Origin of the sequence: Brevibacterium yomogidense, from assembly GCF_900163715.1 — a bacterium.
In the GTDB taxonomy this organism is placed as follows: domain Bacteria; phylum Actinomycetota; class Actinomycetes; order Actinomycetales; family Brevibacteriaceae; genus Brevibacterium; species Brevibacterium yomogidense_A.
Genome location: NZ_FWFF01000008.1, coordinates 69,481 through 95,821, shown reverse-complemented (window position 1 = coordinate 95,821; position 26,341 = coordinate 69,481). Strand labels below are relative to the sequence as shown.

The 26,341-nt window shown below is 68.9% G+C and carries 21 protein-coding genes and 1 tRNA gene; 10 read left to right on the top strand and 12 right to left on the bottom strand.

Annotated features, from left to right (window positions below; translation table 11 throughout):
• Positions 1 to 7: 7 nt before the first annotated feature.
• Genes FM105_RS05800 through FM105_RS05780 form a run of 5 tightly spaced genes read left to right on the top strand, consistent with a single transcriptional unit; the run spans position 8 to position 5,766 of the window.
• The gene (locus tag FM105_RS05800) at positions 8 to 1,030 is read left to right on the top strand and encodes a hypothetical protein (protein WP_087006136.1); all 1,023 of its coding nucleotides are present in this window, start codon (positions 8 to 10) and stop codon (positions 1,028 to 1,030) included.
• A 5-nt stretch (positions 1,031 to 1,035) separates the two neighbouring features.
• Positions 1,036 to 3,066 (top strand): sensor histidine kinase, encoded by a 2,031-nt coding sequence (locus FM105_RS05795; RefSeq protein ID WP_143275836.1) that lies wholly within the window; start codon positions 1,036 to 1,038, stop codon positions 3,064 to 3,066.
• Positions 3,067 to 3,076: 10 nt separating this feature from the next.
• Positions 3,077 to 4,864 (top strand): ABC-ATPase domain-containing protein, encoded by a 1,788-nt coding sequence (locus FM105_RS05790; RefSeq protein WP_087006131.1) that lies wholly within the window; start codon positions 3,077 to 3,079, stop codon positions 4,862 to 4,864.
• Between the two features lie 15 nt (positions 4,865 to 4,879).
• Positions 4,880 to 5,359, top strand: coding sequence for a fluoride efflux transporter FluC (locus FM105_RS05785; protein WP_087006129.1), 480 nt, complete (start codon positions 4,880 to 4,882; stop codon positions 5,357 to 5,359).
• Positions 5,356 to 5,766: a fluoride efflux transporter FluC gene (locus FM105_RS05780; RefSeq protein ID WP_087006126.1), complete on the top strand. Its 411-nt coding sequence runs from the start codon at positions 5,356 to 5,358 to the stop codon at positions 5,764 to 5,766. Before FM105_RS05785 ends, FM105_RS05780 begins: the two co-directional genes overlap by 4 nt.
• Before the next feature lie 82 nt (positions 5,767 to 5,848).
• Here the strand turns inward: FM105_RS05780 and FM105_RS05775 are convergent, their stop codons facing one another.
• The gene (locus tag FM105_RS05775; RefSeq protein ID WP_087006123.1) at positions 5,849 to 7,732 is read right to left on the bottom strand and encodes a flavin-containing monooxygenase; all 1,884 of its coding nucleotides are present in this window, start codon (positions 7,730 to 7,732) and stop codon (positions 5,849 to 5,851) included.
• Between the two features lie 141 nt (positions 7,733 to 7,873).
• On the opposite strand from FM105_RS05775, the gene FM105_RS05770 reads away from it, so the two are divergent.
• Together FM105_RS05770 and betT are read left to right on the top strand one after the other, a co-directional pair.
• Positions 7,874 to 8,902 (top strand): helix-turn-helix domain-containing protein, encoded by a 1,029-nt coding sequence (locus FM105_RS05770; RefSeq protein WP_143275835.1) that lies wholly within the window; start codon positions 7,874 to 7,876, stop codon positions 8,900 to 8,902.
• A 253-nt stretch (positions 8,903 to 9,155) separates the two neighbouring features.
• On the top strand, positions 9,156 to 11,447 hold the full coding sequence (gene betT / locus FM105_RS05765) for a choline BCCT transporter BetT (protein ID WP_087006117.1): 2,292 nt from the start codon (positions 9,156 to 9,158) through the stop codon (positions 11,445 to 11,447).
• Between the two features lie 49 nt (positions 11,448 to 11,496).
• On the opposite strand, the gene FM105_RS05760 is transcribed toward betT, so the two are convergent.
• Positions 11,497 to 14,454, bottom strand: coding sequence for a DUF6891 domain-containing protein (locus FM105_RS05760; protein ID WP_143275834.1), 2,958 nt, complete (start codon positions 14,452 to 14,454; stop codon positions 11,497 to 11,499).
• 90 nt (positions 14,455 to 14,544) lie between these two features.
• Between FM105_RS05760 and FM105_RS05755 the strand changes: the two genes are divergently transcribed.
• Positions 14,545 to 16,038 carry a flotillin family protein gene (locus FM105_RS05755; RefSeq protein WP_256970256.1) on the top strand — a complete coding sequence of 498 codons (1,494 nt, stop codon included), beginning with the start codon at positions 14,545 to 14,547 and terminating at the stop codon, positions 16,036 to 16,038.
• A 16-nt stretch (positions 16,039 to 16,054) separates the two neighbouring features.
• On the opposite strand, the gene FM105_RS05750 is transcribed toward FM105_RS05755, so the two are convergent.
• From FM105_RS05750 to FM105_RS14515, 3 genes are read right to left on the bottom strand one after another with little or no spacing between them, the layout of a single operon-like run.
• The gene (locus FM105_RS05750) at positions 16,055 to 16,828 is read right to left on the bottom strand and encodes a YggS family pyridoxal phosphate-dependent enzyme (protein ID WP_087006111.1); all 774 of its coding nucleotides are present in this window, start codon (positions 16,826 to 16,828) and stop codon (positions 16,055 to 16,057) included.
• The gene (locus FM105_RS05745; RefSeq protein ID WP_087006108.1) at positions 16,825 to 17,808 is read right to left on the bottom strand and encodes a dihydrodipicolinate synthase family protein; all 984 of its coding nucleotides are present in this window, start codon (positions 17,806 to 17,808) and stop codon (positions 16,825 to 16,827) included. The genes FM105_RS05750 and FM105_RS05745 overlap by 4 nt, the downstream gene beginning before the upstream one ends.
• Positions 17,809 to 17,820: 12 nt before the next feature.
• Positions 17,821 to 18,372, bottom strand: coding sequence for a TetR/AcrR family transcriptional regulator (locus FM105_RS14515; protein ID WP_143275833.1), 552 nt, complete (start codon positions 18,370 to 18,372; stop codon positions 17,821 to 17,823).
• A 123-nt stretch (positions 18,373 to 18,495) separates the two neighbouring features.
• Here FM105_RS14515 and FM105_RS05735 point away from each other — a divergent pair, with 123 nt between their 5' ends.
• Positions 18,496 to 18,948, top strand: a complete 453-nt coding sequence (locus FM105_RS05735) for a pyridoxamine 5'-phosphate oxidase family protein (RefSeq protein ID WP_256970261.1) — start codon at positions 18,496 to 18,498, stop codon at positions 18,946 to 18,948.
• 106 nt (positions 18,949 to 19,054) lie between these two features.
• On the opposite strand, the gene FM105_RS05730 is transcribed toward FM105_RS05735, so the two are convergent.
• A tRNA-Ala gene (locus FM105_RS05730) sits at positions 19,055 to 19,127 on the bottom strand.
• A gap of 97 nt (positions 19,128 to 19,224) precedes the next feature.
• Here FM105_RS05730 and FM105_RS05725 point away from each other — a divergent pair.
• On the top strand, positions 19,225 to 20,238 hold the full coding sequence (locus FM105_RS05725; RefSeq protein ID WP_087006099.1) for an alpha/beta fold hydrolase: 1,014 nt from the start codon (positions 19,225 to 19,227) through the stop codon (positions 20,236 to 20,238).
• 29 nt (positions 20,239 to 20,267) lie between these two features.
• Here FM105_RS05725 and FM105_RS05720 read toward each other — a convergent pair whose 3' ends face one another.
• The 6 genes from FM105_RS05720 to FM105_RS05695 are packed head-to-tail and all read right to left on the bottom strand — an operon-like array spanning position 20,268 to position 26,288.
• Positions 20,268 to 20,720 (bottom strand): cation:proton antiporter, encoded by a 453-nt coding sequence (locus FM105_RS05720; RefSeq protein WP_087006096.1) that lies wholly within the window; start codon positions 20,718 to 20,720, stop codon positions 20,268 to 20,270.
• Positions 20,720 to 20,980 carry a monovalent cation/H+ antiporter complex subunit F gene (locus FM105_RS05715; protein WP_087006093.1) on the bottom strand — a complete coding sequence of 87 codons (261 nt, stop codon included), beginning with the start codon at positions 20,978 to 20,980 and terminating at the stop codon, positions 20,720 to 20,722. Before FM105_RS05715 ends, FM105_RS05720 begins: the two co-directional genes overlap by 1 nt.
• Positions 20,977 to 21,363: a Na+/H+ antiporter subunit E gene (locus FM105_RS05710; protein ID WP_087006090.1), complete on the bottom strand. Its 387-nt coding sequence runs from the start codon at positions 21,361 to 21,363 to the stop codon at positions 20,977 to 20,979. Before FM105_RS05710 ends, FM105_RS05715 begins: the two co-directional genes overlap by 4 nt.
• Positions 21,356 to 22,918 (bottom strand): monovalent cation/H+ antiporter subunit D family protein, encoded by a 1,563-nt coding sequence (locus FM105_RS05705; RefSeq protein WP_087006088.1) that lies wholly within the window; start codon positions 22,916 to 22,918, stop codon positions 21,356 to 21,358. The genes FM105_RS05710 and FM105_RS05705 overlap by 8 nt, the downstream gene beginning before the upstream one ends.
• Positions 22,918 to 23,244: a sodium:proton antiporter gene (locus tag FM105_RS05700; protein WP_087006085.1), complete on the bottom strand. Its 327-nt coding sequence runs from the start codon at positions 23,242 to 23,244 to the stop codon at positions 22,918 to 22,920. The genes FM105_RS05705 and FM105_RS05700 overlap by 1 nt, the downstream gene beginning before the upstream one ends.
• Entirely contained in the window at positions 23,241 to 26,288 is a 3,048-nt protein-coding gene (locus FM105_RS05695; protein ID WP_179207089.1) for a DUF4040 family protein, read from the bottom strand. The genes FM105_RS05700 and FM105_RS05695 overlap by 4 nt, the downstream gene beginning before the upstream one ends.
• Positions 26,289 to 26,341 lie beyond the last annotated feature (53 nt).

Below are 26,341 nucleotides of genomic sequence, written 5' to 3'. Positions count from 1 at the left end.
CACTGTCATGTTCACCTTCGCCATCGGCATCGCCGTCATCGCTGCCCTCTGCCTGGCCCTCGGCACCCACCTCCAGCACCGGGCCGTGTCGGGTGCCGCCGACACTCATGCCGCCGTCACTCACACACCTACGGCCGGAACGACCCCACCCCCGCCGAGGCGCCTGGTCGGTCTCCTCCGCAGTCCCCTCTGGCTCCTGGGGCTGGGTCTGCTGACTCTGGAGACCGGCCTCAACATGGTCGCCCTGGGACTGGCGCCGGTAGCCCTCGTGCAGCCGATCGGAACCCTGTCGCTGGTCGCCGCGGTGTTCCTGGGGAGCCGGACCTCGCGGTCGCCCCGGCCTCCGGCCCGGAGTGTCCTCGGGGGCATCGGCCTCACCCTGCTCTCGACCGGCCTGTTCGTCGGGGTCTCGGCTCAGTGGTCCACCGCGCCCGAGGCCGCTGCCCCCGACCTCCTCACCCTCACCTTCCTGCTCCTGGGCATCGCCGGACTGGGCACAGCCGTCGCGCTGAGCGCGGTCGGGCATGCGGCCCGCATCGTGACGGCCGGTGTCCTCTTCGGCCTCGTCGCGACCGGTGCCCACGCGCTCCTCCACGCGCTCGCGGGGTCCGGGGCAGGTTCGTGGGTCGCACCCGCGCACGTCGTCCTGCTGATCGGGCTCATCGCCGGGTCGATCGTCGGGATGTGGATCGTCCAGACCGCGTACGCGAGCGGGCCGCCGGAGACGGTGCTGGCCGGTCTCACGGTCATCGATCCGCTGACCGCCGTCGTCGTCGGTGCCGCGGTGCTGGGCGAGTACTCGACGATGCCGCTCCTCGTCGTGCTCGTCCTCCTCCTCACCGGGGCGAGCGCCGTCGCGGGAGTGCTCCTGCTCGTCCGTGTGCACCCGGACGTCGTGCGGACGGGATCACCCGTGGAGCATCAGTCACCCACCCCTGCACGTCAGACATCGCCACCACGTCAGACACCACCGGCGCGTCAGCCCGCCCCCGCACTCCATGGTGCCCAGCCCACAGATACGAGAGAGTGATCACGATGACCCACGAGACCCCCGCCCCGCAGTCCGACCCGGACGCTCGCACGCGCCGCCCGGGCTCCTTCGGCTTCTCCCTGCGGCAGCTCGGACGTGACTACGCCTATGTCCTGCCGGGCTTCTTCCTCTCGCTGGCCGGCTTCATCGTCCTGGTGCCGCTCTTCGCCCTGTCCATCGCCACGTTCGTCGTGTGGGTGGGCGCGCTCCTCCTCCCGCTCACCCTCACCATCGCGCGCGGCTTCGCTCAGCTGTCTCGCAGAAGGGTCCGGCACTGGGGCACGGCCCCCGTTCTCGCCCACTATCGGCCCGCCTCATCGGGCCTCGCCGGATGGGTGACGTCGGTCGCTGACCCGCGTCCGTGGCTCGACCTCGTGTTCGAGACGGTCATCGCCCTCCCGCTGAGACTCCTCACCTTCGTCGTTGCAGTGTCGTGGTCGGCGGCTGCCGTGTCCGGGGTGACGTACGTCCTCTGGGGCGCGTTCCTCCCCGATGACGGGTCGGGCGCACTCACGATCGTCCTCGACGCGCTCTTCAACGGTGCACTCCCATCGTCGGTCACGGACAGCTTCGCTCTGGAGGCGCTGGCGCACTTCGTGCTCGGTGTCCTCTTCCTCCTCTCGCTCCCCGCTGTCATCCACGCTCTGGCTCGACTCGACGCTGCCATCACAGTGGGTGCACTCGGCTCGAACGACGGAGGCCCCAGCCCTGCACTCGGCACTGCCGTAACTCGCCCCGGACATGCTGCGACTCACTCCGGCCTTGTCTCGTCCCAGCACAGCCCTGCCTCGTCCAACCCCAGTCCAGAGGCATGGGCCTGGCTCTCCGCAGGGTTCGCCGCGATCGTGATGCTCGCAGTGTCGTGGCCGGTGACGGTCGTCGTCTATGGGGTCCCCGTGGTCCTCTCGATGGTCATCACGCTCCTCCAGAGCGCCGCCCTCGTCCTCGCAGTCCGCTGGCCCATCGCGGGAATCGCCGGTGGCGCGGCAACGGTCTTCGCCATGGCCTGGGCCACCGGGACCGTGCTGGGCCTGCCCTGGCCCTGGCCGGTCACGACTCTCATCACCATCGGCCTGCTCGTCCTTGTCCTCGCTCTGCGACACCCGTGGCCATATGCAGTCGCCGGGTGGATCTCAGGAGCCGTGGCATCCGTCCTGGCAGTGCTCCTCCTGCGATCCGACGGGTTCCCCGGCGCGATCGACAGCGTCCTCATCGCGGCTCCGATCTGCGCGGGGCTCGTGGCACTCGGCATCAGCATCCGCCAGCTGACTCGCAGCCGGGAAAGCCTCCGTCGCGCGGAGGAGGCGAGCGCACAGCAGAGCGCACAGAGACGGGAGCTGGCGGAGCGGAACAGGATCGCCCAGGAGCTGCACGACGTCGTCGCCCACAGCATGTCCGTCATCAGCGTGCAGGCCACCACAGCGGAGTACCGCCTGCCCCACATCGACGACGACTCCGCACAGGAGTTCGCCTCGATCGCGGACTCGTCCCGACGGGCACTCAACGAGATGCGGGGGCTGCTCACGATCCTGCGCGGGTCCGGCGACGCTCCACTGGTCCCCCAGCCGACACTCCTGGATATTCCCGATCTCCTCGACGCCACCCGGCAGTCGGGCACGACGATCACCGTCGACTCCTCGCCGGAGGACGTCCTCGGGGCCGCGGCCTCCCGCATCTCGACGTCCACGGGACTGACCTCCTACAGGATCCTGCAGGAGGCGCTGAGCAACGCTGTGCGCCACGCACCGGGCGCAGACATCGCCGTGGTCCTCGGGCTCAGCGACTCCCACCTCATCCTCGAGGTGGAGAACGGCCCCGCGACGACAGCGGCCTCGGCCAGCGACAGCCCCGACCTCACACCCAGCACCAGCCCCGACCTCACACCCAGCGCAAGCCCCGACCCCACCTCGCCCCCCGGCGGCGGCCTCGGCCTCGCCGGCATCCGCGAACGCGCGACCGCCCTGGGAGGAACGGTCGAGGCGGGACCGCGCCCGGACGGGGGCTTCGCCGTGCACGCGCGCCTGCCCACGCTGTAGCGTCGCCCACATGGATCTCGCACAGCTCCTCACGTCCCTGGACGGTCGCGGATACGGCGACTACAAGAGAATCAGGGGCACGCACACCCTGCCGCTCCCCGGGAACTCCGGAGACACAGCACTCGAGGTCGACCGGGTGCAGGTCGATCCCTTCGCACCGCCGTCCCTCATGCGCGTGCGCGTCGACAGAGCGCAGACGGGCATCCCCGCCGACCTGCTCGCCGACCGTGCCGGCCGCATCGCCGCAGGCGACTTCCTCACGCGCTCCTTCTCCCGGGCCGTCTCCTCGCGGCTGGGCAGCGGCTCGACGAGCTCCCGCCGTGCGGACCGGGACACGCCTCCGCCGATCGTGATCGGCTCTCCCGGTCAGCAGGTGCTCGAGCGCACCTCCGTCGTCTTCACCGACGCCGAGGTCGAGGCGCGGATCACTGTCGCCCTCCCCGCCGCCGGGCGCAGGATCAAGGGCCGCAGGGCGGCGAGCCTGCTGTGCGAGGAGCTGCCGCAGATCGTCGCCGACGCACTCATCGCGCCGCTGGACCTCGACGCGCTCCGGGCGCACGTCACCCTCTACCGCGACCAGCTGGACCTCCGGGAGCAGCTGACGGCGCGCGGGCTCGTGTCCTTCGTCGCCGACGGTGCACTGCTCCCCCGCCGCTCCGGGGACTCCGATCTGCCGCTCACCGACGGAGGAGTCCCCTTCCGGTCCCCGGACGTCCTCCGGACCTCGTTCGATCTGCCCAGCGGCCGCAGCGTGGAGGGCATGGGCGTGCCGGAGGGGATCACCGTCATCATCGGCGGCGGCTACCACGGGAAGTCCACACTCCTGCGCGCCATCGAACGGGGCGTGTACCCGCACGTGGCCGGGGACGGCCGGGAGTGGGTGCTGACCAGGCCGGACGCCGTGTCGATCCGCGCGGAGGACGGCCGCTCCACCGCCTCGGTCGACATCTCCCCCTTCATCAACGACCTGCCGTCAGGAGCGGACACCCGCACGTTCACCACCACGAACGCGAGCGGCTCCACGTCCCAGGCGGCGAACCTCATCGAAGCGGTGGAGGCGGGAGCATCGGCACTGCTCATCGACGAGGACACGTCCGCGACGAACTTCATGATCCGCGATGAGCGCATGCGACGGCTCATCCCCGCCCACCGTGAGCCGATCACCCCGTTCGTCGATCGCGTCCGCGCGCTCCACGACGAGCGCGGGGTGTCGACGGTGCTGGTCGCCGGAGGTTCGGGCGCGTTCTTCGACGTCGCGGACCACGTGATCGCGCTCGACGCCTACGTCCCCGATGACGTGACCGAACAGGCCCGTGCGATCGCCCGCGAGGAGGCGCCCGCGGGCAGCGACGGCAGGCCTCACTCACAGGCCCAGCCACACCTGCAGGCCCAGCCACACCCTTCTGCCCAGCCTCTCCCGCAGCCGCACTTCGCCGCCGCGCCCCGCGTGCCGGAGGCCGGCAGCCTCCGTCCCGCCGACAAGAGGAAGTTCGCCCGCGCCCGAGGCCGCGCCGCGATCCAGTACGGTCGCGACGACATCGACCTGACAGCAGTCCTCCAGCTGGTCGACACCGCGCAGACGCAGGCGATCGCGCACGCGCTCGAGCGCCTGGCCGACTCGCTCGATGCGCACGCGACGCTCACGGATGCGGTCGCAGCGATCGACCGCATGATCGCCGAGGGCGGGCTCGACGCCCTCTCGCCGCACACCGGTCATCCCGGCCACCTCGCCAGGCCGCGCCCCCAGGAGATCGCCGCCGCGGTCAACCGCTATCGCGGACTGCGCATCCGTGGCTGACTCGCGCCCCTTCCGGTGACCCGCAGCGCGCCTCTCCACCTGCGCCCCGGAGCACTCGCCCTGGTCTTCCTGGGCGGTTCCGCGGGAACGAGTGCGCGCGTGCTCCTCACGGATGTGACGCCGCTCGTCGCCGGAGTCCCCGCCGTGACCGTCGGGATCAATGTCGTGGGCGCCTTCCTCCTGGGCCTGCTCCTCGAGGCACTCATCCGCCGGGGCCCCGACACCCGCGCGCCCCGCAGTCTCCGCCTGCTGCTGGGCACCGGCTTCCTGGGCGGTTTCACCACCTACAGCGCGCTGTCGCTGGACACCGCGGTCCTCCTCACGGACGGGCGACCGGGCCCCGCAGCCCTCTACGGCCTCGGCAGCGTCGTCCTCGGACTCCTCGCGGCCGCCGGAGGCATCGCGTGCGGGACGAAGTGCCGGGTGACCAGTGCCGACCAGCAGACTCACGCCGACACAGACCCCGCCCCCGAGGCCGGAGGCACCACTCCGTGACAGCCTCCCTCCTGCTCCTCACGTCGCTGGCCGGCGGTCTGGGGGCCGTGTGCCGACTCGTCCTCGACGGCGCGATCCGCCCCAGATCCACGCGTCGCAGCGGATCACCGGCCGAGCAGTCCCGCACTGTCCCGTGGCCCACGATCACGATCAACCTGGCGGGCTCGCTGCTGCTCGGCGTGATCGTGGGTCTGACATTCTCCTCGGTGCTCCCCGCAGGATGGGAGGTCATCGCCGGTTCCGGATTCCTGGGCGGCTTCACGACGTTCTCGACGGCCTGCGTCGAAGCGGTGCGCCTGGCTCAGGCTCAGCGATGGGCGGCGGCCGCAGCGACAGCGTTCGGAGTCCTCCTCGCAGGTACTGCGGCCGCCGGACTGGGACTGTGGGCGGGCGCGTTCTTCGTCTGAGGCACAGCGCCCGCCGTTCATCAGCCCTGTCTTTCATCAGCCCTGCCTTTCATCAGCCCTGCCTCTTGCGAGCCCCTACCCCTCACCGGGTGTGGTGCGACTCCTGGAGCCCGTACACCGGCGTCTCGATGCCCTCCATCCGCGCTTTGAGCTGCAGCGCGAGGTACCGCGAGTAGTGGCGCGACTGGTGGAGGTTGCCACCGTGGATCCACAGCTGCTCGACGTTCGTGGGCTTCCACATGTTCCGCAGCTCGCCCTCCCACGGTCCCGGATCCCGGGTGGTGTCGGAGCCGAAGCCCCAGACCTTGCCCACGCGATCGGCGACCTCCGGGGACACGAGGTCCGCCAGCCACGCGTTCATCGACCCATAGCCGGTCGCGTAGACGATGAGATCCGCGGGCAGGCGCGTTGCGTCCTCGAGCACGACGGCGTCGGACTCGATCCGCGCCACCTGACCGCGGGCGAGCGCGACCCGGCCATCGATCAGGAGCTGCGAGGCACCCACATCGATGTAGTAGCCCGATCCCCTGCGCAGGTACTTGAGGAAGAGGCCGGAGCCGTCCTCGCCGAAGTCCAGGTCGAACCCTGCGGCCTCGAGCGCGGCGTAGAAGTCCTTGTCCCGCTCCGCCATCGCCTCATAGATCGGGACCTGGACATCCGGCAGGACCCTGTAGGGCCACGACGCGAAGAGCATGTCCGCCTTCTCCGTCGTCACACCGTTCTCAAGTGCCCGTTCGGAGTAGAGATCCCCCAGCCCCAGATCCATGAGCGATGCGCTGCGCGAGATGTGCGTCGACGACCGCTGCACCATCGTCACCTCGGCGCCCTTCTCCCACAGCGCGGCTGCGATGTCGTGGGCGGAGTTGTTGGAGCCGATCACGACAGCGCGCTTCCCCGCGAAGTCGCCCTCGCCGGAGAACTCCGACGAGTGCCACTGCTCGCCTGCGAACGTGTCTGCGCCGTCGAACTCCGGGGTGTGCGGGTAGCCGGACACGCCCAGCGCGAACACGACGTGGGTGGGCCGCAGCTCGATGTCCTCTCCCCGTCGGTTGACGCGCACGCGCCACGTGCCGTCCGCGTCGTCGAACTCCGCGCCCAGGCATTCCGTGCCGGACCAGTAGTCGAGTCCCATGATCCCGGTGTAGTGCTCGAGCCACTCGCCGATCTGGTCCTTCGCGGCGAACACCGGCCAGTCGTCGGGGAACGGCAGGTACGGCATGTGGTCGTACCAGACGGGGTCGTGGAGGTGGAGCGACTTGTACCGCTTGCGCCACGAGTCGCCGGGGCGGTCATTCTTCTCCACCACGATCGTCGGCACGCCCTGGCGCTTGAGCCGCGCCGCCAGCCCGATTCCGCCCTGACCGCCGCCCACGATCACGACATAGGGCTGCTCCTGGATGCCGAAGCGAGCCTGATGCTCCTCACGCGCCTCTCGCCACGTCCGGCGTCCCTTCGTGATGACGTGGTCGACTCCGGCTTCGCGCCGGGGGCCCTTCCTCTCCTCGAACCCCTTGAGCTCCTGCATCGTCGTCAGCAGCGTCCAGGCGCGTCCGTCACGCAGTCGCAGATGGCCCCAGCCGCGCGAGACCCGCGTCTCGAAGGTGATCCAGGCTTCGACCACTCCGTCAGCCTCGGTCGCGGGTTCCGACAGCGCCCACCCGGATGGTCCGGTGTGCTCGACGGTCGCCGCCACCATGTCGCGGATCTGCGCGCGCCCCTCGAGGGTGCGCAGATTCCAGGTGAAGGACACGAAGTCGCGCCAGTACCCGTCCTCCTCGAAGAGCTCTGCAGCGGCAGCCGCATCATGAGCGGTGAGCGCTGCGTCGAACGCCGCGAACCATTCCTGGACGGCCGTCGACGGGCTGCCGCCGGCGCCTGTCTGGGTGTCCGTCTGAGTATCTGACTGGGTGTCTGCCTGGGTATCGGTCTGAGTATCCGTCTGGGTGTCGATCCGTGTATCGGTCATGTCCACTCCTTCGTGCCATGTCCTGCTGCTGGTTCCTGTGCGCAGTCTCCTGCGTCCTGTACCGTCGGTACTCTCCGACCATGACATGCGTCACAGTCGGAGCGTGCTCCACAGTCTCGCCGCAAGGGGGTGTCAACGACGTTGCATCCGTCTCTCAGGTTCACCGACCCCACCGTGTTCGCGCGCCGCACCGTCGCGGCCCACGACGCGGTCTTCGGCGACTCGGTCTTCGGCGACTCGATCCCAACCTCCTCCGCTGATCCCCAGATGCTCGCCGCCTGGCGGCGCAGCGGCGACGCGGGGATCCGACCGGACCAGGAGATGCCCAACCGGATCCTCACGGACTCCGACCTGCGGCTGGCACGCGACCGGACTCCCTTGAGCCGCATCGCAGGGGAGGTCGTGCAGGCGGTGGCAGACACCTCGGCGGCGGGACGGCACCTCGTCGTCCTCTCCGATGCGGACGGCATCGTGCTGTGGCGGTCGGGCAGCCCGCAGGCCATGCGCGGCGCCGACCGGATCGCGTTCGCGGAGGGCGCGGACTGGTCGGAGGCGGGGATCGGCACGAACGGCATCAGCCGCGCGCTGGAGACCGGCGGCATGACGCACGTGACGGCCGGGGAGCACTTCGTCCGCGCCCATCACACGTGGACGTGCTCGGCCGCTCCGATCCGGGACTCCGGCGGGACGGTCGTCGGGGTGCTCGACGTGTCCCTCCCCGTGCGATTCGCGACCGCGGAGAGCGCAGCACTCGTCCGATGCGGAGTCAGGCTGGCCGAAGCGCTCCTGCCGGCAGCGGCGCAGCCGCCGCGACGTCCGACCACGACGATCCGCCTCCTGGGCCACCGGCCGGAGGTCGTTGGCGCCGACGGGTCGCGCACCCAGCTGTCGCAGCGGCGCGCAGAGCTACTGGCACTGCTCGCCTCCCGCGAGGCGTGGACCGCACGCGCGCTCGCCGAGGCCCTGTACGACGACCCCGCAGCCACAGCGACCGTCCGGGGCGAGATCCGTCGCCTCCGTCGCACGACGGGCCTCACGATCTCGACGCAGCCGTACGCGCTCGCCGACCACGAGCGCGCCGGTGTCGACTTCCTCACAGCATCCGACGCACTCGACCTGCTGCCGGACTCCGATGTGCCGGCCATCGTGGATCTTCGCTACACCGTCTGAGCAGGCGTCGCACCAGCGCATTCACAGAGAGCAGCAAGCGTCACGATGCGGATCCGCGGGGCTATCGATGACAGTCCACAGTGCTCCGCATCACGCATGCCGTTCGATAGACAAACGACTTCCTGTTCGATATTCATGAGGACGCCGCTACAGTAGGGCAGGTTGCTCTGTGCGCGGGCTCGGAGCTCTGTCAGAGAATCCTCCGCCCCGTGCATGAATCCCTCGTCACCGGCGAAAGGTGTGGATCTACTGTATGGCTGAAGTCGACGATCAGGCGAAGCGTCCCGTGGTCGAACGCGAGAAGTTCGGCGGCACGGAGCGGAAGTCTCACCGCAGCGCGACCGAGGCCGAGGGTCGTCCTCCGATCTCCAGCGAGGAGCTGCAGCGCGGACGCACCGAGCTCACGCAGCACCCCGGTGCGCGCGTGAACTGGAGGGTCTTCCTCTCAGCCTCACTGATCATCGTCGCCTTCTCCGTGTGGGCGATCCTCCAGCCGGACTCCGCCCAGTCGACGATGAAGTCGGCCGTCGACTGGATCGCTGCGAACCTGGGCTGGTTCTACGTCGTCACCGTCACGATCGTCATCGTCTTCGTTTTGTGGGTCGCGCTGTCCAAGGAGGGCAAGGTGCGCCTGGGCCCCGATCACTCGCGGCCCCAGTACAACCTCTTCACGTGGGTGGCGATGCTCTTCGCCGCAGGGGTCGGCATCGACATGCTGTTCTACTCCGTGACCGGCCCCATCACCCAGTTCCTCCTGCCGGTCAACGCGGAGCCGGAATCCGCTGCCGCCGCGCAGGACGCGGTCGTGTGGACGATGTTCCACTACGGCATCGCCGGCTGGTCGATGTACTCGCTGCTCGGCATGGCGATGGGCTACTTCGCGTACCGGTGGGGCATGCCCCTCTCGATCCGCGCCGCTCTCTACCCGCTGCTGGGCAAGCGCGTCCGCGGTGCGACCGGTGACGTCATCGACATCTTCGCGCTGGTCGGCACCGTGTTCGGCGTCGCGACGTCGATGGGCATCGGCGTCGTGCTGCTCAACGTGGGCTTCTCCTGGCTGTTCGGCCTCCCCCAGGGCCTCGCACTGCAGATCGCGCTCGTGGCCGTCGCGGTCGTCATGACCATCGCCGCCTGCACCTCCGGCGTCGACAAGGGCATCCGGATCATCTCCGAGCTCAACCTCTGGAGCTGCGCCGCGATGATGGTATACATCCTCGTCACCGGTCAGACCGCGTTCCTCCTCAACGCGCTGGTCGAGAACATCGGCCGATTCATCTTCAGCCTTCCGGAGCGAACCCTCCAGACGTTCGCCTACCAGGAGGGCGGCGCTGAGTGGATGGGCGGCTGGACCCTCTTCTTCTGGGCGTTCTGGCTGGCCTGGGGCCCCTTCGTCGGGCTGTTCCTCGCCCGCATCTCCCGTGGTCGCACCCTGCGCGAGTTCGTCATCGCTGCGATCACGGCCCCCGTGCTCTGCGACTTCTTCATCGTGTCGATCTTCGGCAACTCCGCGCTGGCCCGCGTGTTCTCCGGTGATCGAGACTTCGCACAGCTTGCGATCGACTCCCCGGAGCAGGGCTGGTACGCCCTGCTCGAACAGTTCCCCGGCGCGGCGTTCCTCATCGGCCTCGCCACGCTGTCCGGCCTGCTCTTCTACCTCACGAGTGCGAACTCCGGCGCGATGGTCATGTCGAACTTCTCCTCGACCATCCCGGACCCCTCGCAGGACGGGGCGAAGTGGCTGCGCATCTTCTGGGCGCTGCTCACCGCACTGCTGACGATCTCGATGCTGGTCGCCGGCGGCGTGACGACGATGGAGTACGCGACGCTCATCTTCGCGCTGCCGGTCACGGTCATCGCGTATCTCGTCATGGCGTCCTTCTCGAAGGTCCTCAGGATGGAGCGCGCAGAGCGGGAGGGCAGGTCCCGTCGCCATCGCGGATCCGCGGCCCACGGCGGCAGGGCGCCGGAGAAGACCTGGCGCCAGCGACTGGCCGGCATGCGCTCCTATCCCTCCGAGCGGTCGGCCGAACGGTTCCTCGAGGAGATCGTGCGTCCGGCACTCGACGCCGTCGCCACGGAGTTCCGCACACAGGGCAGCCAGATCGATCTGTCCCGCTCCACCAACGAGGAGACCGGCCTCACCGACACGCTGCTGCGAGTCGACATGGGCGAGCACCGGAGCTTCCTCTACCAGGTCACGGCCGTCGCCTATCGCGTCCCCGAGTTCGGGGCGCGGAATGCCGCACGCGGCGACGACGTGTACTTCCAGATCGAGGTCTTCACCCACACCGGGTCCGAGGGCTACGACCTCATGGGCCTGACCGCCCAGCAGATCATCGACGACGTGCTCGACCGGTACGAGACGCACCTGTCGTTCCTCGAGTACTCGCACGAGCACTCGTACCAGTCGGTCCTCACACCGCCCACTCCGCCCAGCTCCGGACCGATCCCAGCCGTGCCGGATTCCACGCACGAGGTCGAGGCCGTCCGTCCGTCGATCCGCACCGCCCGTGACGACGGAGAACGGACGTCGGAGGACCGCTGAGGCTGGTCGTCGGCTTTTGCTGGCGGCTGCAGGCTGGCGGCTGAGCGGCTCAGCTCTGGGCTCGCAGGCCAGCCCGGACGGCTTCGGCACCCCCGGAGAGGAAGGTCTCCACGAGTGCGAGCGCTTCTGCCCTGTCAGTCAGCGCTCCGCGAAGCGACGGGGCAGGCGCGTTCGCCTCCACGTTCTCGAGTGACGCCGAGGCCTGACCGAACTCGAGCGCCCACCCGTCGCTGTCGGTCACGGCGACCACTGTGTGCTCCGCATCATCCGCGTACGCCTCGTCGAACAGGGCGCCGTAGAGCACGGCGAACGCCTGGACGATCCCTGTCGCGTCCGAGGCCGCGGCGCCATCCGACTCGGATCCCCACCGATCAGTCAGCCAGACAGTCCGGACCCGAGACTGGTCGGCGCCGTCGTGCTCGTCATCGGAGCACCCCCGCAGCCACGTCTGCACGTCATCGGCACCACCGCCTGCGGGCGCCGCCCAGACCACGTGATCGACCGTGATCCTCGATCCTGCATGCCCGTCCCACTCCACGTCGAGCCCCTGGGCACGCAGCGCGGCGACCGCCTCCGCAGCGATCGCCGCATCTGCACTGCGAGTAGCCGGCACCGCGCCGAACCCGATGAGCAGCTCACCGTCCTGCACCGCGCGTGCGAGGTCCTGGTCGTGGCTGAAGACATACCCGCGGACCGTGGCCCCCGGGTCCTCTGCGATCAGCGCGCCCACCCGCTCGATCCCCTGGTCGTGACCGTACTGCACGTCTGCCGCGCCGAGGACCACGAGGATCCCCCGCTTCTCCAGCGCAGCGAACGCGGCCATGATCGGGCCCACGGACGAATCAGCGCCCTCCACCACCTCGTCGTGGAGTCGGATGAGATCGTCCACCAGCGACGTCCCCTGCTCCTCAGTGGAATCCGCCTCGTCCGTGGAACCCGCACGCTCCGCCGCCTCCGTGCTCAGAGTGGAGACGTCGTGCACGCCGATCGCCACATCGAGCATGAGGGTGCCCTCCAGCGATCCGTCCCCTGGCGGATGAGCAGTCGAGAAGGCGGGATGCATCCGGGTCGCCGGACCGCGCCCACCTTTCCTGCGCTTCGCCACGATCCCAGGTGTGCTCACCTCCCAGTCGTGCGCCAGCAGATCCGCGATCCGTCCGGCGAGGAACGCATCGATCCACTCGCCCAGAACGTTCGGAGAGGGCCGCCGCCGCGTGTGCACACGCGGCGAGCGCACGTGCGTGAGCCGCACGACGCTCCGTTCGACCTCCAGCTGCCAGCCCTGTCCCGTCCACACCTCGACGCGACGGTGGGCAGGGCCTCGGCGGCCATCGATCGAGTGGACCGCGGCGAGCACGGATTCGGGGGTCACCTGCTCGTCGGCGAGCATCCCCGTTCCGGGGCCCCACACCCGACGCAGCGTGAGCTCCTCTCCCGCATCATGGGTGAGCGCCCAGTCCAGCGGCTCGAGCACGACACGAGAGTGCGCCGACCCATCCCACCGCACATCCAGGCCCCCATCCCTGAAGACATCAGCCGCCAACGCTGCCGCATCCGTGGAATCCTTGATCGGGTCGGCACCGCCGACGGCTACCGGGAGGGAGCCGGTGAGGACCGCCTGCTCGAAGGATCGCCGTTCCGCCCATGCCCGACCGACCGCTCCCGGCACGAGGTCGACGACCTGGTCGGCGCTCTCACGCGCCGTGGTGGATCGCCCCGCTGGCAGTCCCATCGCGAGGCCGTGGTCGTGCACGCTCTGGAACGCCGTCATCGCTCGGAAGAAGTCGGTCGAGAACGTGCCAACCGCCTCGTCGTGGAGCGTGAGCACATCGTCCAGGAGCAGCAGCGCCTCTTCAGGGGTGAGCACGCCATGACCGTCCGCGAGCAACAGCGCCTCCGCTTGGAGATCGTCGTACGACCGGGATATGCCGGATGCGACCATGAGCATCATCGACCCCGGCAGGGTGCGGCGATCAGGCGGGTACACAGTGCCGGAGGATGGGTGGCGGGCGCTCCCCGGCGCGCGAGAGGGCTGCTGAGAATGGCTGCGCTCCCACGGGTGGGCTCTCAGCTTCCGTATGTCTCCGGCGATGAGTGCATCGACCAGCTCGCCCGTCTCCCCGTCGCCACCCAGCGGCGCCGTATACGACCACGGAGATCGCAGGTGGCGGAGCCGCAGCGTGTCCCCGTCCGCTTCGAGGAGCCATCCGAAGCCGTTCCAGACGCGGACGGGAGCCACAGCCGCGGACGCCGACGTGCCCGGCCGACCGGTCAGCAGACTGAGGAACGTCGCGGAGGAGACGCCGGACGTCTGGACCACCTCGAAGCGGGGTCCGCGCATGTGGACTGCTGCGAGCGCCCCGGCGTCATCGCGCGGGGACGCGTAGACGAACCCGTCGAGGACGACCGCGTCGTCGCCATCGGGTGTGGACAGCACCGCAGCCGCCAGACCGTGGGCACACAGCACAGCGAGCGCCGTGTCCACGACCGGTCCCGCCGTGCCCAGGACGAGGCGGCCGGTGAGCACCGCTTCCTCGACAGCCGTCTGCTCGAGGGTGAGCCACCCTCGCACATCCGGAACGACACAGCTGAGTGCTTCGCCTGCGGCATGTGCGCCCCTCCGGTCCATGTCCGAGGAGACCGCCAGGATCCCGTGCTCCCCCTGGAGCTCCCCGAACGCCTGGAGGAGGGCGACGGTGTCCTCACTCCGCTCGCCCACTGCTGCGTCATGAGCACGCACCAGGTCCTCGAGCAGCAGCAGCGCGTCGTCCGCGTCACCGACCTCACCCGCCTCACCCGCCTCACCGAGGTCACCGAGGTCACCGAGGTCACCGAGGTCACCGTCTGCACGTTCCGCCCTGCCGCCGCTCTCCACCCAGTCGACGACCTTCCACTGGAGACGGTCCATCTCCTCCATGCCCGCGGCGACCTGCAGCATGAGGCGGCCGGCGAAGGAGCTGCGGTCAGGAGGCTGAGCGGTGCTCGCGGTGGGATGCGGTGACGTCATGAGCCAATTCTGCACCGCTTCTGACGAGTCCCCGCGCGAATCCTGCGTATAGGCTGAAGACACCAGCCGCACCACCGAAGGGGCACTCTCGTGCAATCCGTCATCATCATCGGCGCAGTCGTCGTGGTCCTCGCGGTCGTGGGCCTCATCGCGTTCATCATGTTCATCCGCGCGTATCGCGTCGCGGCCCCCAATGAGGCCCTCGTCATCACGGGGCGCGCCCCCGCGAAGAAGGGCGACATCGATCTCAAGGACGGTGCGCGGATCGTCGTGGGCGGACGCGCGATCGTCCGCCCCCTCTTCGACCGCGCGCACGTCCTGTCACTCAGCTCCCGCCAGATCCAGGTGGAGGTCGAGGGCTACTCGCTCAACGGCATCTTCCTCCGCCTCAAGGGTGTCGCCCAGATCAAGGTCGGCGAGGAGATGAGCGATATCCGCAAGGCCGCTCAGCGCTTCCTCGACCAGCAGGACAGCATCGAGTCGTACTGCCAGGAGATCCTCTCCGGCACGCTGCGCGCCGTCGTCGGCACACTCTCCGTCGAGCAGGTGCTCCGGGACCGCGCGAGCTTCGCCTCGCAGGTGCAGGATGACGCCGCGGGATCGATGAACAACCAGGGCCTCGTCATCGACACCTTCCAGATCATCTCCGTCGAGGACGACAGCGACTACCTGCGCGACCTCGGTCGGCCGGAGGCCGCACTCGTCGCGAAGAAGGCGCGCATCGCGGAATCCGAATCGCTGCGCGAATCGACGGAGTCGGAGAACCGCGACCGGCAGGACATCGCTGAGTCGCAGAAGGCCGTCGACCTGCGCAATGCGGAGATCCAGAAGGAGACAGCGGTCCAGCGCGCGGCCGCTGCAGCCGCGGAGGAGCTCGCGACACGCGAGCAGGAGCAGCGCATCCTGGACGAGCAGCAGAAGATCGCGGAGCAGAAGAATGAGCTGCGGGAGCGCGAGCTCATCGGCGAGGTCCGCAAGCCCGCCGACGCGCAGAGGTATGAGACCGAGCGCCGCGCGGATGCTGAGCGCTACAAGCGCGAGCAGGCAGCACAGGCCGCACTGGCGGAATCGGAGAACAAGGCGCGGGCCTTCGAGATCGATGCGCGAGCACAGGCTCTGTCGATCTCCGAGCGCGGACGCGCGGATGCCGAGGCCGTCAAGCTGCAGGGTGCGGCGGAGGCCAGCTCGATCTCCGAGAAGGGCAAGGCGGAGGCCGAGGCCGTCCTCGCATCAGCCGAGGCGTACAAGCAGTTCAACGAAGCGGCCGTGCTCTCCCAGATCCTGGAGGCGCTGCCGAAGATCGCGCACGAACTGGCCGCGCCCTACAGCAACATCGAGTCCCTCTCCGTCGTCTCCTCCGACGGCGAGGCGAAGCTCAGCAAGAACGTCTCCGTGGGCATGCGGGAGACGATCGAGATGCTCAAGTCCACGACGGGTCTGGACCTGGGCGAGTTCCTCCGGGGCGCCATGGAGGCCCGCAGCGGCGGGACTGTTCCGGATCGGGCGACGCCCGCGGCCGCGCCCACTCCACCGCCCGCGGCATCTCCCACCGCGACGCCGTCCGCCGAGGCTGCAGAGGACTGAGCGGAACAGTCAGTCCTCAGGTCAGCCCGGGCCAGTAGTCCGAGTCCGGGGTCGTGCGGGCTCCGAAGATCGCCTGCCCGACCCGGACGACGTCGGCTCCCTCCTCGACGGCTGCCTCATAGTCACCGGACATGCCCATCGACAGCTCTCCCGGTCCGATGAGTGCGGGATCCGCGGACCGTGCCCGATCGCGCACGGTCCGCAGGACGCGGAAGCACTCCCGCACCCTGTCGGTGTCCGTCGTGAAGACCGCCAGCGTCATGAGTCCGCGCACGCGCAGGGAGCTGAACTGCGGCAGCGCCTCGAGCACATCCTGCACGGCTTCCGGTTCGAGGCCGTACTTCTGCTCCTCCGCTGACGTGTTGACCTGGACGTACACATCGATCCCTCGACCGGCCGCCTGCAGTCTGCGGTCCAGGGCCTCCGCCACGCGCAGCGAATCCAACGCGTGGAACTCCGCTGCGAATGCTGCGACATCGCGGGCCTTGTTCCGCTGGAGATGACCGATGACCGCCCAGTCGACGTCCAGGTCAGACATCTCCCCGTGCTTCCGCACGGCCTCCTGGACCTTGTTCTCCCCCAGCTGCGTGCAGCCCGCCGCGACGGCCAGCCGGATGCGCTCCTGGGGCACCGTCTTGCTCACGGGCAGCAGCCTCACAGCCCGTCCGTCACGTCCGCTGCGTGCCGCCGCCGCGTCGATGCGTGATCGTACGTCCGCCAGGTTGGCGGCGAAGTCCTCGACGGTCTCCGCCGTCGGGTACGCGGAGCGCTGGTCCCCTGTCTCCGTCATGGTGCAGTTCCCAACGTGTCGAGAGCGGCTGCCACCTCAGCGTGCTGCGCGTCGGTGAGTCCGCGCACGGGACGGGGCAGGCTCGGGCGTGCGGCGAGCCGGAGGTGCTCCGCGATCGATGCCGCCACCCGCAGGCTGCCGTGGGCGGCGAAGAGGTCCCACACGGGCTGGAGCAGGTCGCTCCTGCGCTGAGCCTCCTGGGCGTCTCCCGCCTGTGCCGCACGTGCGATCGCTGCCGTCTCGTCGGGCAGGATGCCGGCGATGACGGAGTACCACGCATCGCAGCCCGACAGCAGTCCTGCGGCGCCGAACGCGTCACCGGAGACACCCAGGCTCACGTCCTCGGGCAGGAGGGCGGCCAGCTGTGCGATGCGGGCCCGGGCCTCGGCGGGGTCCGCCGGCACACCCGGGATCTTGAAGGACGCGACGTGGGGCAGGGAGGCGATCGCCGCATAGAGCTCGTCCGTGAACGCCACGTGCGTGGTTCCGGGGTTGTCATAGACGACCAGTGGGACGGACAGCTCAGCGGTGACGTCCTCGTAGAGTCCGTACACATCGTCGGGTGTGAGCGCCTGGTAGGTCATGGGGGCCAGGAGCACCCCAGCCGCACCGGCGGACTGCGCGTCTTCTGCCAGCTCGAGGACGTGCTCGGTGCGCAGAGCACCGATGCCCACGATCACCGGGACGTCACCCGCGTGCTCGATCGCCAGCCGGGCGACTCGTGCACGCTCCTCGCCGGTGAGGTAGGCGTATGACCCCGTCGACCCGAGCGCGCCGATCGAATCGACGCCCGCACCCGCGAGCCGCTCGATGATCCGGACGACGGCGGCCTCGTCGATCCGACCGTCGTGGATCGGTGTGAGTGGGAACGCGCTCAGTCCCGACACGACGGCAGCAGGTCCCGCAGGTGCAGCGGCAGCACGTCCGGCCGGTGGACGGCCAGCGGGCTCGGCCAGTGGAGTGGAGGGGTCCTCGGTCATGTCGTTCTCCTATCAGGGATTCGGCTGAGAGCCGCTCAGCAGGACGCGGAAGGCGCCTGCCACCGCCTTCGTGTCCACGGGACGCGGATCGACGGAGAGCGCATGGAAGAGGAACCCGTCGAAGCAGGAGGAGACGGCGCGGGCCCGCTCCTCGACGTCGTCGTCCACACCCGCGCGCACCATGACCTTCTCGAGGGTGCGCAGGAACCGGGCATGGAACGCCTCCGTCGCCTGCGGATAGGCGAGCATCATCGTGAAGCGCACCCGGGTCAGGGTCTCACCCTCGGGCGCGAGCATCTGCTCCACGCCGTGTGCCAGCAGTGCGGCGAGGTCATCGGGTGACGAAACGCGCGACGCGTGCGCCTCTGCGAATGATGCGACATCGCGCGCCTCGAGGCGTCGCAGGATCGCGCGGATGAGGTCGTCCCGCCGCGGGAAGAGATTTCCCGTGCTGCCCTCAGCGAGCCCCGCGCGCTTGTCGGCCGCGCGATGCGTCAGGCCCTTGAGCCCGCTCTCCGCAACGACCAGCAGGCTGGATTCGACGATCTGCTCACGACGCCCCATACCTGGGATGCTACGTCGATTTCGTGCACGAACGAAAGTTTATACATGCTCGAGCATACGACCGTTCCTCGCAGGGCCGACTATCATGAGGTCATCCGACACACGAAGAAGTGGGTGAGAACGATGCAGGACCACGAGGCAATGCAGAGTCTGACGGAGGAGGAGTCCCTCGAGTTCCTGGACGCACCCCGCCTGGGCCGCCTCGTCACCGTCATCGCGGGCGAACCGTACATCTTCCCCGTCAACTACGCGCTCGACACCACCGGCGCAGAGCTCGGAACGCTCTACATCCGCACGGCACCGGGTGACAAGCTCTTCGCCGCGACGGTCACGCGGGTCGCCGCCTTCGAAGTCGACGAGATCACGGAGTCCGGGGCCTCCAGCGTCATCGCGCGCGGCAGGACCCGAGTGGTCGAGGCCGCCGATGAGCTCGCGAAGGTCGAGGCAGCCGGGCTGGTCCCGTGGATCGCCGCGTGGAAGCCGACCGTGATCGCCGTCGACCTCCACAGGATCTCCGGCCGACGCTTCCTCTTCGGCCCGGCCCCGGACCACGGGGAGGCGGAGGTCCCGGGTTGAGGGCTGGGGTCCCGGGCCGAGGGCCGAGGTCCCGGGTTGACGGCCGAATGCTGAATGCGAAGAAGCCCCGTCATGCGACGGGGCTTCTCCTGATTGCTGCTCTACGTGGAGGTAAGGGGATTCGAACCCCTGACCTTCTCCATGCCATGGAGACGCGCTACCAACTGCGCCATACCCCCGTAGGTGCCTCCCGCGTGCGGGCGACTCGATACATATTAGGTCGACTCCCATGCGAATGCAAAACGAGCGGCGGGGTGGTGACCGTAGACTCTCACCATGCAGTTCCCGCCCTCTCAGAGGCTCGTCGCCGGTACCGACTTCCCCTGGCCGCTCTCAGCTGATCCATCACCGGACTCGTCGGCGCAGGCCGCTGCCGTGCGGGCCGCAGCACCCACGGCAGCCGCACCCACGGCAGCCGCCCCACCCGCAGTATGGCTGTATCCGGCGAGGAGCCCGGCAGAGCCGTCGTCGACGCGCCGCAGGCCGATCGTCCTCATCCACGGATTCCGCGGGGACCACCACGGCCTCGCACTCATCGCCCACGAGCTGCGCGACCGCGATGTCTGGGTGCCCGACCTCCCCGGATTCGGCAGCGCTCCCCCGCCTGAGCGCGGGCTCGACCTCGCAGCCTTCACCGCCCACATCCGGGCTCTCTGCGGCGCGTGCGAAGCAGCCTCCGGACGACGACCGATCCTGATCGGCCACAGCTTCGGGTCGGCGCTCGCCGCACATGCCTATGCGCAGCGCCCGGACATCAGCTCCGGTCTGGGACTGCTCTCCCCCATCGTCCAGCCGGCCCTCGAGGGCTCCGCGCGAGTGCTCACGCAGCTCACCCGGCTCTACTACGCCGCAGGCGCCGCACTCCCGGAGCGGCTGGGCTCCGCGCTGCTGGCGCACCCTCTCATCGTCCGCGGCATGAGCGAAGTGATGGCTACGTCGTCGGACCGGATGACCAGGCGCTTCATCCACGACCAGCACGCCCGCCATTTCTCCGACTATGCAGACCGGCGGTCACTGGCAGAGGCCTACCAGGTCTCGATCGAGCACACCGTCGCCGAGGTCGCGGATGAGCTGGCACATGCGTCCCGCCCGCTGCTGGTGGTCGCCGGCGACGACGACCTCATCGCTCCGATCGAGGCCGCGGCCGGCTTCGTAGCCGACCTGCGCGACCAGCACGTCCCGGTCGATGCGCAGACACTCACGGGAGTGGGACATCTGCTCCACTACGAGCGCCCTGCCGCTGTCGCCGACGCGATCGAACGGTTCGCGCGCACGGTGGACGGGGCCTGAGACGCTCTGCCAGAGAAGCCTCGAGTCGCTCAGCTCGCCGTCGGGTCGTCATCGTCCTGTGCGTCCCCCTGTGTTTCCCCCTGTGCGTCCCCGAATCCTCGTCCCCCGGCAGCCCCGTCTTCGCGGGGGTCTTCGCCCTGTGCATACGCCAGGCGATTGGGTCTGGTGTAGCGGTGGACAGGTGACCCGGACAGCAGGGTCGAGCGTGACAGCGTGTTGGAGGCGATCGAGCTCACGATGATGAGTGAGAAGAACGCGATGATCGCGATGAGCAGGCGGTACACGGAGAACCCCTCCTGCTGGAGCGTGTAGGCGTAGCATCCGAGGACGACCAGCGGCATGCCCAGCCCGGTCGCCGGTGAGAACACGTTGATGCGGGACAGCGCGTCCTTCGCGCGGAACATCGCGAGTGCGCTCACGAGCACCAGCAGGGAACCGCTCAGGACGCAGAACGCGATGAAGACATCGACGACGGTGGTCATCAGCGGTGCCCCCTCGTGAGGATGCGGGACAGTGCGATCGTCGCGAGGATGCCCAGCAGCGACGACAGGAAGATCACATCGAGCATGATCGAGACGTTCGTGAGCATCGCGATCAGCGTGAGGATCCCGATCGCGGCGAAGTACACGAGGTCGCCGATGATCGCACGTGAGCCCAGATCCTTCGCGGAGGCCACGCGCACGAGTCCCACAGCGATCGCGACGGCGAAGATCAGGATCGCGAACCAGAAGACGACAGTCATGATGCACCACTCCCGAAGACCTCGACCGCCGGGCGCGGCGGCTTCCCGCGCATCGCCGTCAGCAATCGCGCCTCCATGTCGTAGAGACCATCCATCGCCTCCTCCTCGGAATCGGAGAAGAGCGCGTGCACGAACAGCGTGGGCGGATCCTCGGCCCCGTCACTCGCCGCGATCGCGGCGACGAGTGTGCCGGGAGTGATCGTGATGGACGACGCGAACATCGCGATCTCCAGATCCGTTGTGCAGCGCAGCGGGAGCTGGACGATCATGGGGCTGCTGTACCCGCGCGGCGTGATGAGAGCGACGACGATGTCGACCGTGCCGCTCACGATCTCCTTGCCGATCCAGAGGAAGTATCCGATGAGCCGGAGCGGATTAACCATGGCCGAGCACCGCCCTGATGTAGTCGCCGTTGGAGAGCAGTCCGTCCGCAGATCTCTGCGTCACGTCGATGAGCGGCTGCGGTGCGATGAAGAGCACCACGGACAGTCCGATGAGGACCGCGCCCGGGACGAGGAGCCGGGTGGGTATCCGCACATCGGCGGTCAGGGTCGTCGCCCGTGATCGGCCGGTGAGACGACCGTCCGGATAGTACGTGTCCGGGTCCTCGCCCCAGAATACGCCGCGCCACAGCCGGATGAGCGCGAAGAGGCTCAGGACCGAGCCGAGGATGATCGCCGCGATGAGGACCCACCCCATGACGGATGTGGACTCGCCGTCGGTCGGGACGGCGGCCGCCACGACCAGCCCCACCTTGCCCCACAGTCCCGATGTCGGAGGCAGCCCCACGAGCGAGAAGAGCCCCAGCACGACGAGGACGGCAGTCGCCTTCTCTCGCCTCGCGAGTCCCGTCAGCTTCCGATAGAGGCCGGTGCCGTAGGTCTGCTCCACAGCTCCGAAGATCAGGAGCAGTCCCGCCATCGTGAGGATGTGGTGGACGGTGTAGAAGATTCCCGCCTGGAGTGCGGCTGACGTGAGCAGGACCACTCCCACGAGGATGTGCCCCACGCCGGATGTCATCTGCACGGCAAGCGTGTTGCGCACGCGATTCTCCGCCATGCCGGACAGCGAGCCCACGAGGATCGATGCGACCGCGACGACCGCCAGCGCCCACGTCCATGCGGGCGGTTCGCCGAAGACGGTGCCGTAGATCCGGAAGATGGCGTAGATCGCGACCTTGCTGTGCAGGGCGGAGAACAGAGCCATCATCCCGGCGGAGGTGTTGGGGTACGACCGCACCAGCCACGTGTGCGCGGGCACTGCGCCGGCCTTGATGAGGAACGCCACGACCACGAGGCCCAGAGCCAGCTGGCCCGGTGCGTCGATCTCGTCCATCGCCGCGAGGGTCCCGATGTTGACCGTGCCCGTCGTCCCGTAGACGAAGCCCACTCCCACCAGGAGCAGCGTCGAGGTCAGCAGGTTCACGATGACGAACATCCGCGCGACGCCCAGCCGGCGCCAGGTCCCCGTCACGGCGATGAGCGCGTAGGACGGCAGCACCATCACCTCGACGAACACGAACATGTTGAAGAGGTCACCCGTGAGGATCGTTCCATACGCACCCGTCAGCATCATGAGGATGAGCGCGGGCACGAAGCGGTACTGATCTTCGCCCGTGGAGATGAGGAACCAGCCGCACAGCACGGACGCGACGCTCGTCACGAGCAGGAGCAGCGCGGCGAAGCTGTCCGACACGAACGGGATCGCGAGCCCGTTGAGGTACCCGCCCACGGAGTGGGCGAGCACCGCGTGATCCGCGTGGATCACCAGCAGCACGACCGCCGCAGCGCCCACGAAGACGGGCACTCCGATGAGGAGTGTGCGGTCGAATGTCCGCGATTTGACGAGGGTGCTCAGCGCAGCGGCGGCAAGCGGCACGGCGACGAGCAGGAGCAGCAGTGCGGGATCGACCGGTGCTGCGACGGGAGGATTCTCCATCAGCGCTCCTCCCCCGTCTCCGGCAGACGGTATTGGTCGTCGTCGTGGCCGAACACAGCGGTCGACAACATGAAGATGGTGATCGCCAGCGTGATGACGATGGCGGTGAGGACGAACGCCTGCGGGAGCGGGTCAGCGGCGACCGCGACGTCAGTGCGGCCGTTGATCGGCTCCCCGCGCCACGCGGACACACCGGAGGCCAGCAGCATGAAGTTCGCTGCGTGCGAGATCATCGTCATCCCGAAGACCGCGCGGACCATCGAGCGCTGGAGCGTGAGGTACACACCGCCGGTCACCAGGACCGCCACTGTCACTGCGAGGATCATGATCCGCTCTCCTCCGACTCACGACCGCGGGACATAGACACCGTGTGCGCTCCCACGCTCCGCCTGCGCTGGGCCGGGCTCCGGCTCCACCAGGAGGGGCGCTCGCCGCGCACCGAGTCCATGGGGCCCGACATCTCGCCGTACACCATCTCGTCGACGCGCTCACGCGTGCTCTCTGTCGCATCATCGTCGACGTCTCGGATCATGGTCCCCTCGACCAGGACGTCGTCGCCCGCGGGGGTGAACGCGGAGTCCGAGGTTCCCAACAGGTTGAAGCTGATGAGGATGAGACCGAGCACCGCGAAGTAGACGCCCACGTCGAACAGCATCGACGTCGTGAAGTGCTCGCCCAGGAAGTAGCCGTGCAGCGGCTCGAGGAACGACCCGGCGAAGATGAGGCCCACCCCACCGGTGATGACCGCGATGAGCACACCGCCGCCGATCAGACCGACCGGCGCCTGCGGTGGACCGATCGCTCGATCCGTGGTCGTCGACATGTAGAGCAGCCCGATGACTGCCGACCCGATGAGGGCGGCGATGAAGCCTCCGCCCGGCTCGTTGTGCCCGCGCCAGAACACGATCGCCGACGTGATGACGAGGATCGGGATCAGACGACGCACCGTGAGCTGGACCGGGATGACGTTCGGCCACGCGACGAACACGGCACGCTGAGACGCGGCGTGTCCGAGCCTCACGTACGGGGTGCGCGGCACTTCGGGAACGTCCGCGGCGGGAGGGTCGATGTACCGATCGCGCACAGACGACATGACCGCCACGATCGCGATCCCCGCCATGCCGAGCACAGTGAGCTCGCCCAGCGTGTCCAGCGCACGGAACTCGACGAGGATCGTATTGACGATGTTGTCGCCGCCGGAGATCTCGGGAGCCTGCTCGAGGTAGTACATCGCGAGGTCGGAGCGTTCGCGGCGACCCAGCAGCGCCCACGTCGCGATGCCCATGGCGACACCGACGACCAGGGCGAACGCCCCGCGCTTGAGCTGGAACCTGCGGGGATACTTCCAGAACGTGCGGGGGAGCTTCTGCAGCACGAGCATCATGATGATGATCGTCATGGCTTCGACGAGCAGCTGGGTGAGGGTGACGTCCGGAGCACCGAGCGACATGATCTGGACGGTCGCGAGGATGCCGACCGCGGACAGTGCCACGATGGCGGTCATCCTCGACCGCGCCAGGCACGCGACCACGACTGCGATCGTGATGAGTGCGAGGAGGATCGCATCGATGGGGCGGTTGAGGCCCTCCTGCGGGGCGGACAGGCCCGGTCCCTGCATGATCGCCGCGACTCCCGCCAGGATGACGACGGAGAGCAGGCCCAGGCCCGGCACCACGTGCCGTGCGGCGCGCACCGGCTCCGTGAAGCGGGTGAGGGCGTGTGCGGGGCGGATGAACGCCGATTCGACCGCGTTGATGACGTCCGCTCCGTCGAATGGGAGAACCGCACGATCGAAGAACCGCCACACCCTGCGGCGCGCGAGGATGATGACGACGCCGATCGCGACGATCGCCATCGTCGCGAAGAGTTCGGGGGTGAGCCCATGCCACAGTGCGAGGTGCGGTTCCGGCGACGTGCCCGGCAGTGCCGCTGTCACCGCGGGGACCACCAGGCGCTCGAGCTGCGGGAGCATGAAGGCCAGCGGGACGGACGCGAGGATCGGCAGCGCCGCGAACACGAGCATGACCGGCGACTGCGCACCGACTTCATCGTCCTGGACCCGGGGTCCGTCGACGAACGACCCGAAGACGAGCTTGGCGCAGTATGCGAACGTGAGGACCGAGGCGGCGGCGCCGGCGAGGAGGGCCGCCCAGCCCGCCCAGGCACCGCCGGGTGCGTCGAGCAGACCCGTGAACACGGACTCCTTCGACACGAAGCCCAGCAGCGGCGGGATCCCTGCCATGGAGGCGCAGCCCAGCACGACCACCGCGAACGAGGCGGGGGCACGTCCGATGAGCCGCGGGATCTTCCCGACCTCACGGGTGTGGGCCACATGGTCGACGACGCCCACCATCATGAACAGGCCGGATTTGAAGAGCGCGTGTGCGATCACGTGGAGCACCGCAGCCACCAGCGCGGCTTCCGTCCCCACGCCGATCGCGGCCGTGATGAGTCCCAGCTGGCTGACCGTGGAATAGGCCATGAGCTTCTTGATGTCGGACTGGTTCAGTGCGAACCAGCCGCCGAGCGCGGTCGTGAGGAGTCCCGCGACGATCAGGAGTACGTTCCAGGCCGGAACGTCGTGGAAGGCCGGGCTGAAGCGGATGAGCAGGAAGACGCCTGCCTTCACGACCGCCGCAGCGTGCAGGTAGGCGCTCACGGGAGTCGCGGCCGCCATCGCGTCGGGCAGCCAGGAGTGGAACGGGAACTGCGCGGACTTCGTCATCGCCGCCACCGCGACGAGCACGGCGATCGTCGAGACGAGCGCGGGATCAGCACCGTCCCAGGCCGACGAGGTGAGAGCTTCGCTGATCCGCGTCGTGCCGGTGACCACGATGATCCCGGCGATCGCCGCGAGAAGTGTCAGCCCGCCGAGGAAGGTGATGAGCAGGGTCCGCATCGAGGGGTGCTCGGCCGTGGTGCCGGACCGCGCGATGAGCAGGAACGAGGCGAGGCTGGTCACTTCCCAGCAGAGGAAGAGGACAAGCAGATCATCGGTGAGGACCAGCCCGGTCATCGCGAGCGTGAAGGTGCACATGAGCCAGTAGAAGCTCAGCTGCCGGCCGCGGCCCAGATAGCCGGTGGAGTAGGCGAGCACAGCCGCGCCCACGAGCAGGGCGATGAGTGTGAAGACGACGCCGATCCCGTCTGCGCGGAAGGCCAGCTCGACTCCCAGGCCCGGGATCCACGGGCGCGTCCATTCGAGCGGTGCCCCGTCGAGAGCCGCCCGCACCGCCGGCAGGAAGGCCGCAGTCGCAGCGAGGTATCCCGCCGCGAGCACCCAGCCCGCATGCCTGCCGAGGCGCGCGGTGATGGCCGGCGTCAGCAACACGATCACCGCGAGCACGCCCAGTGTCCACACGATCGACATCCTCGCCCACCTCCGGTTCACTGTCAGGTCCCCGCGGAAGTGACAGAGTCGCC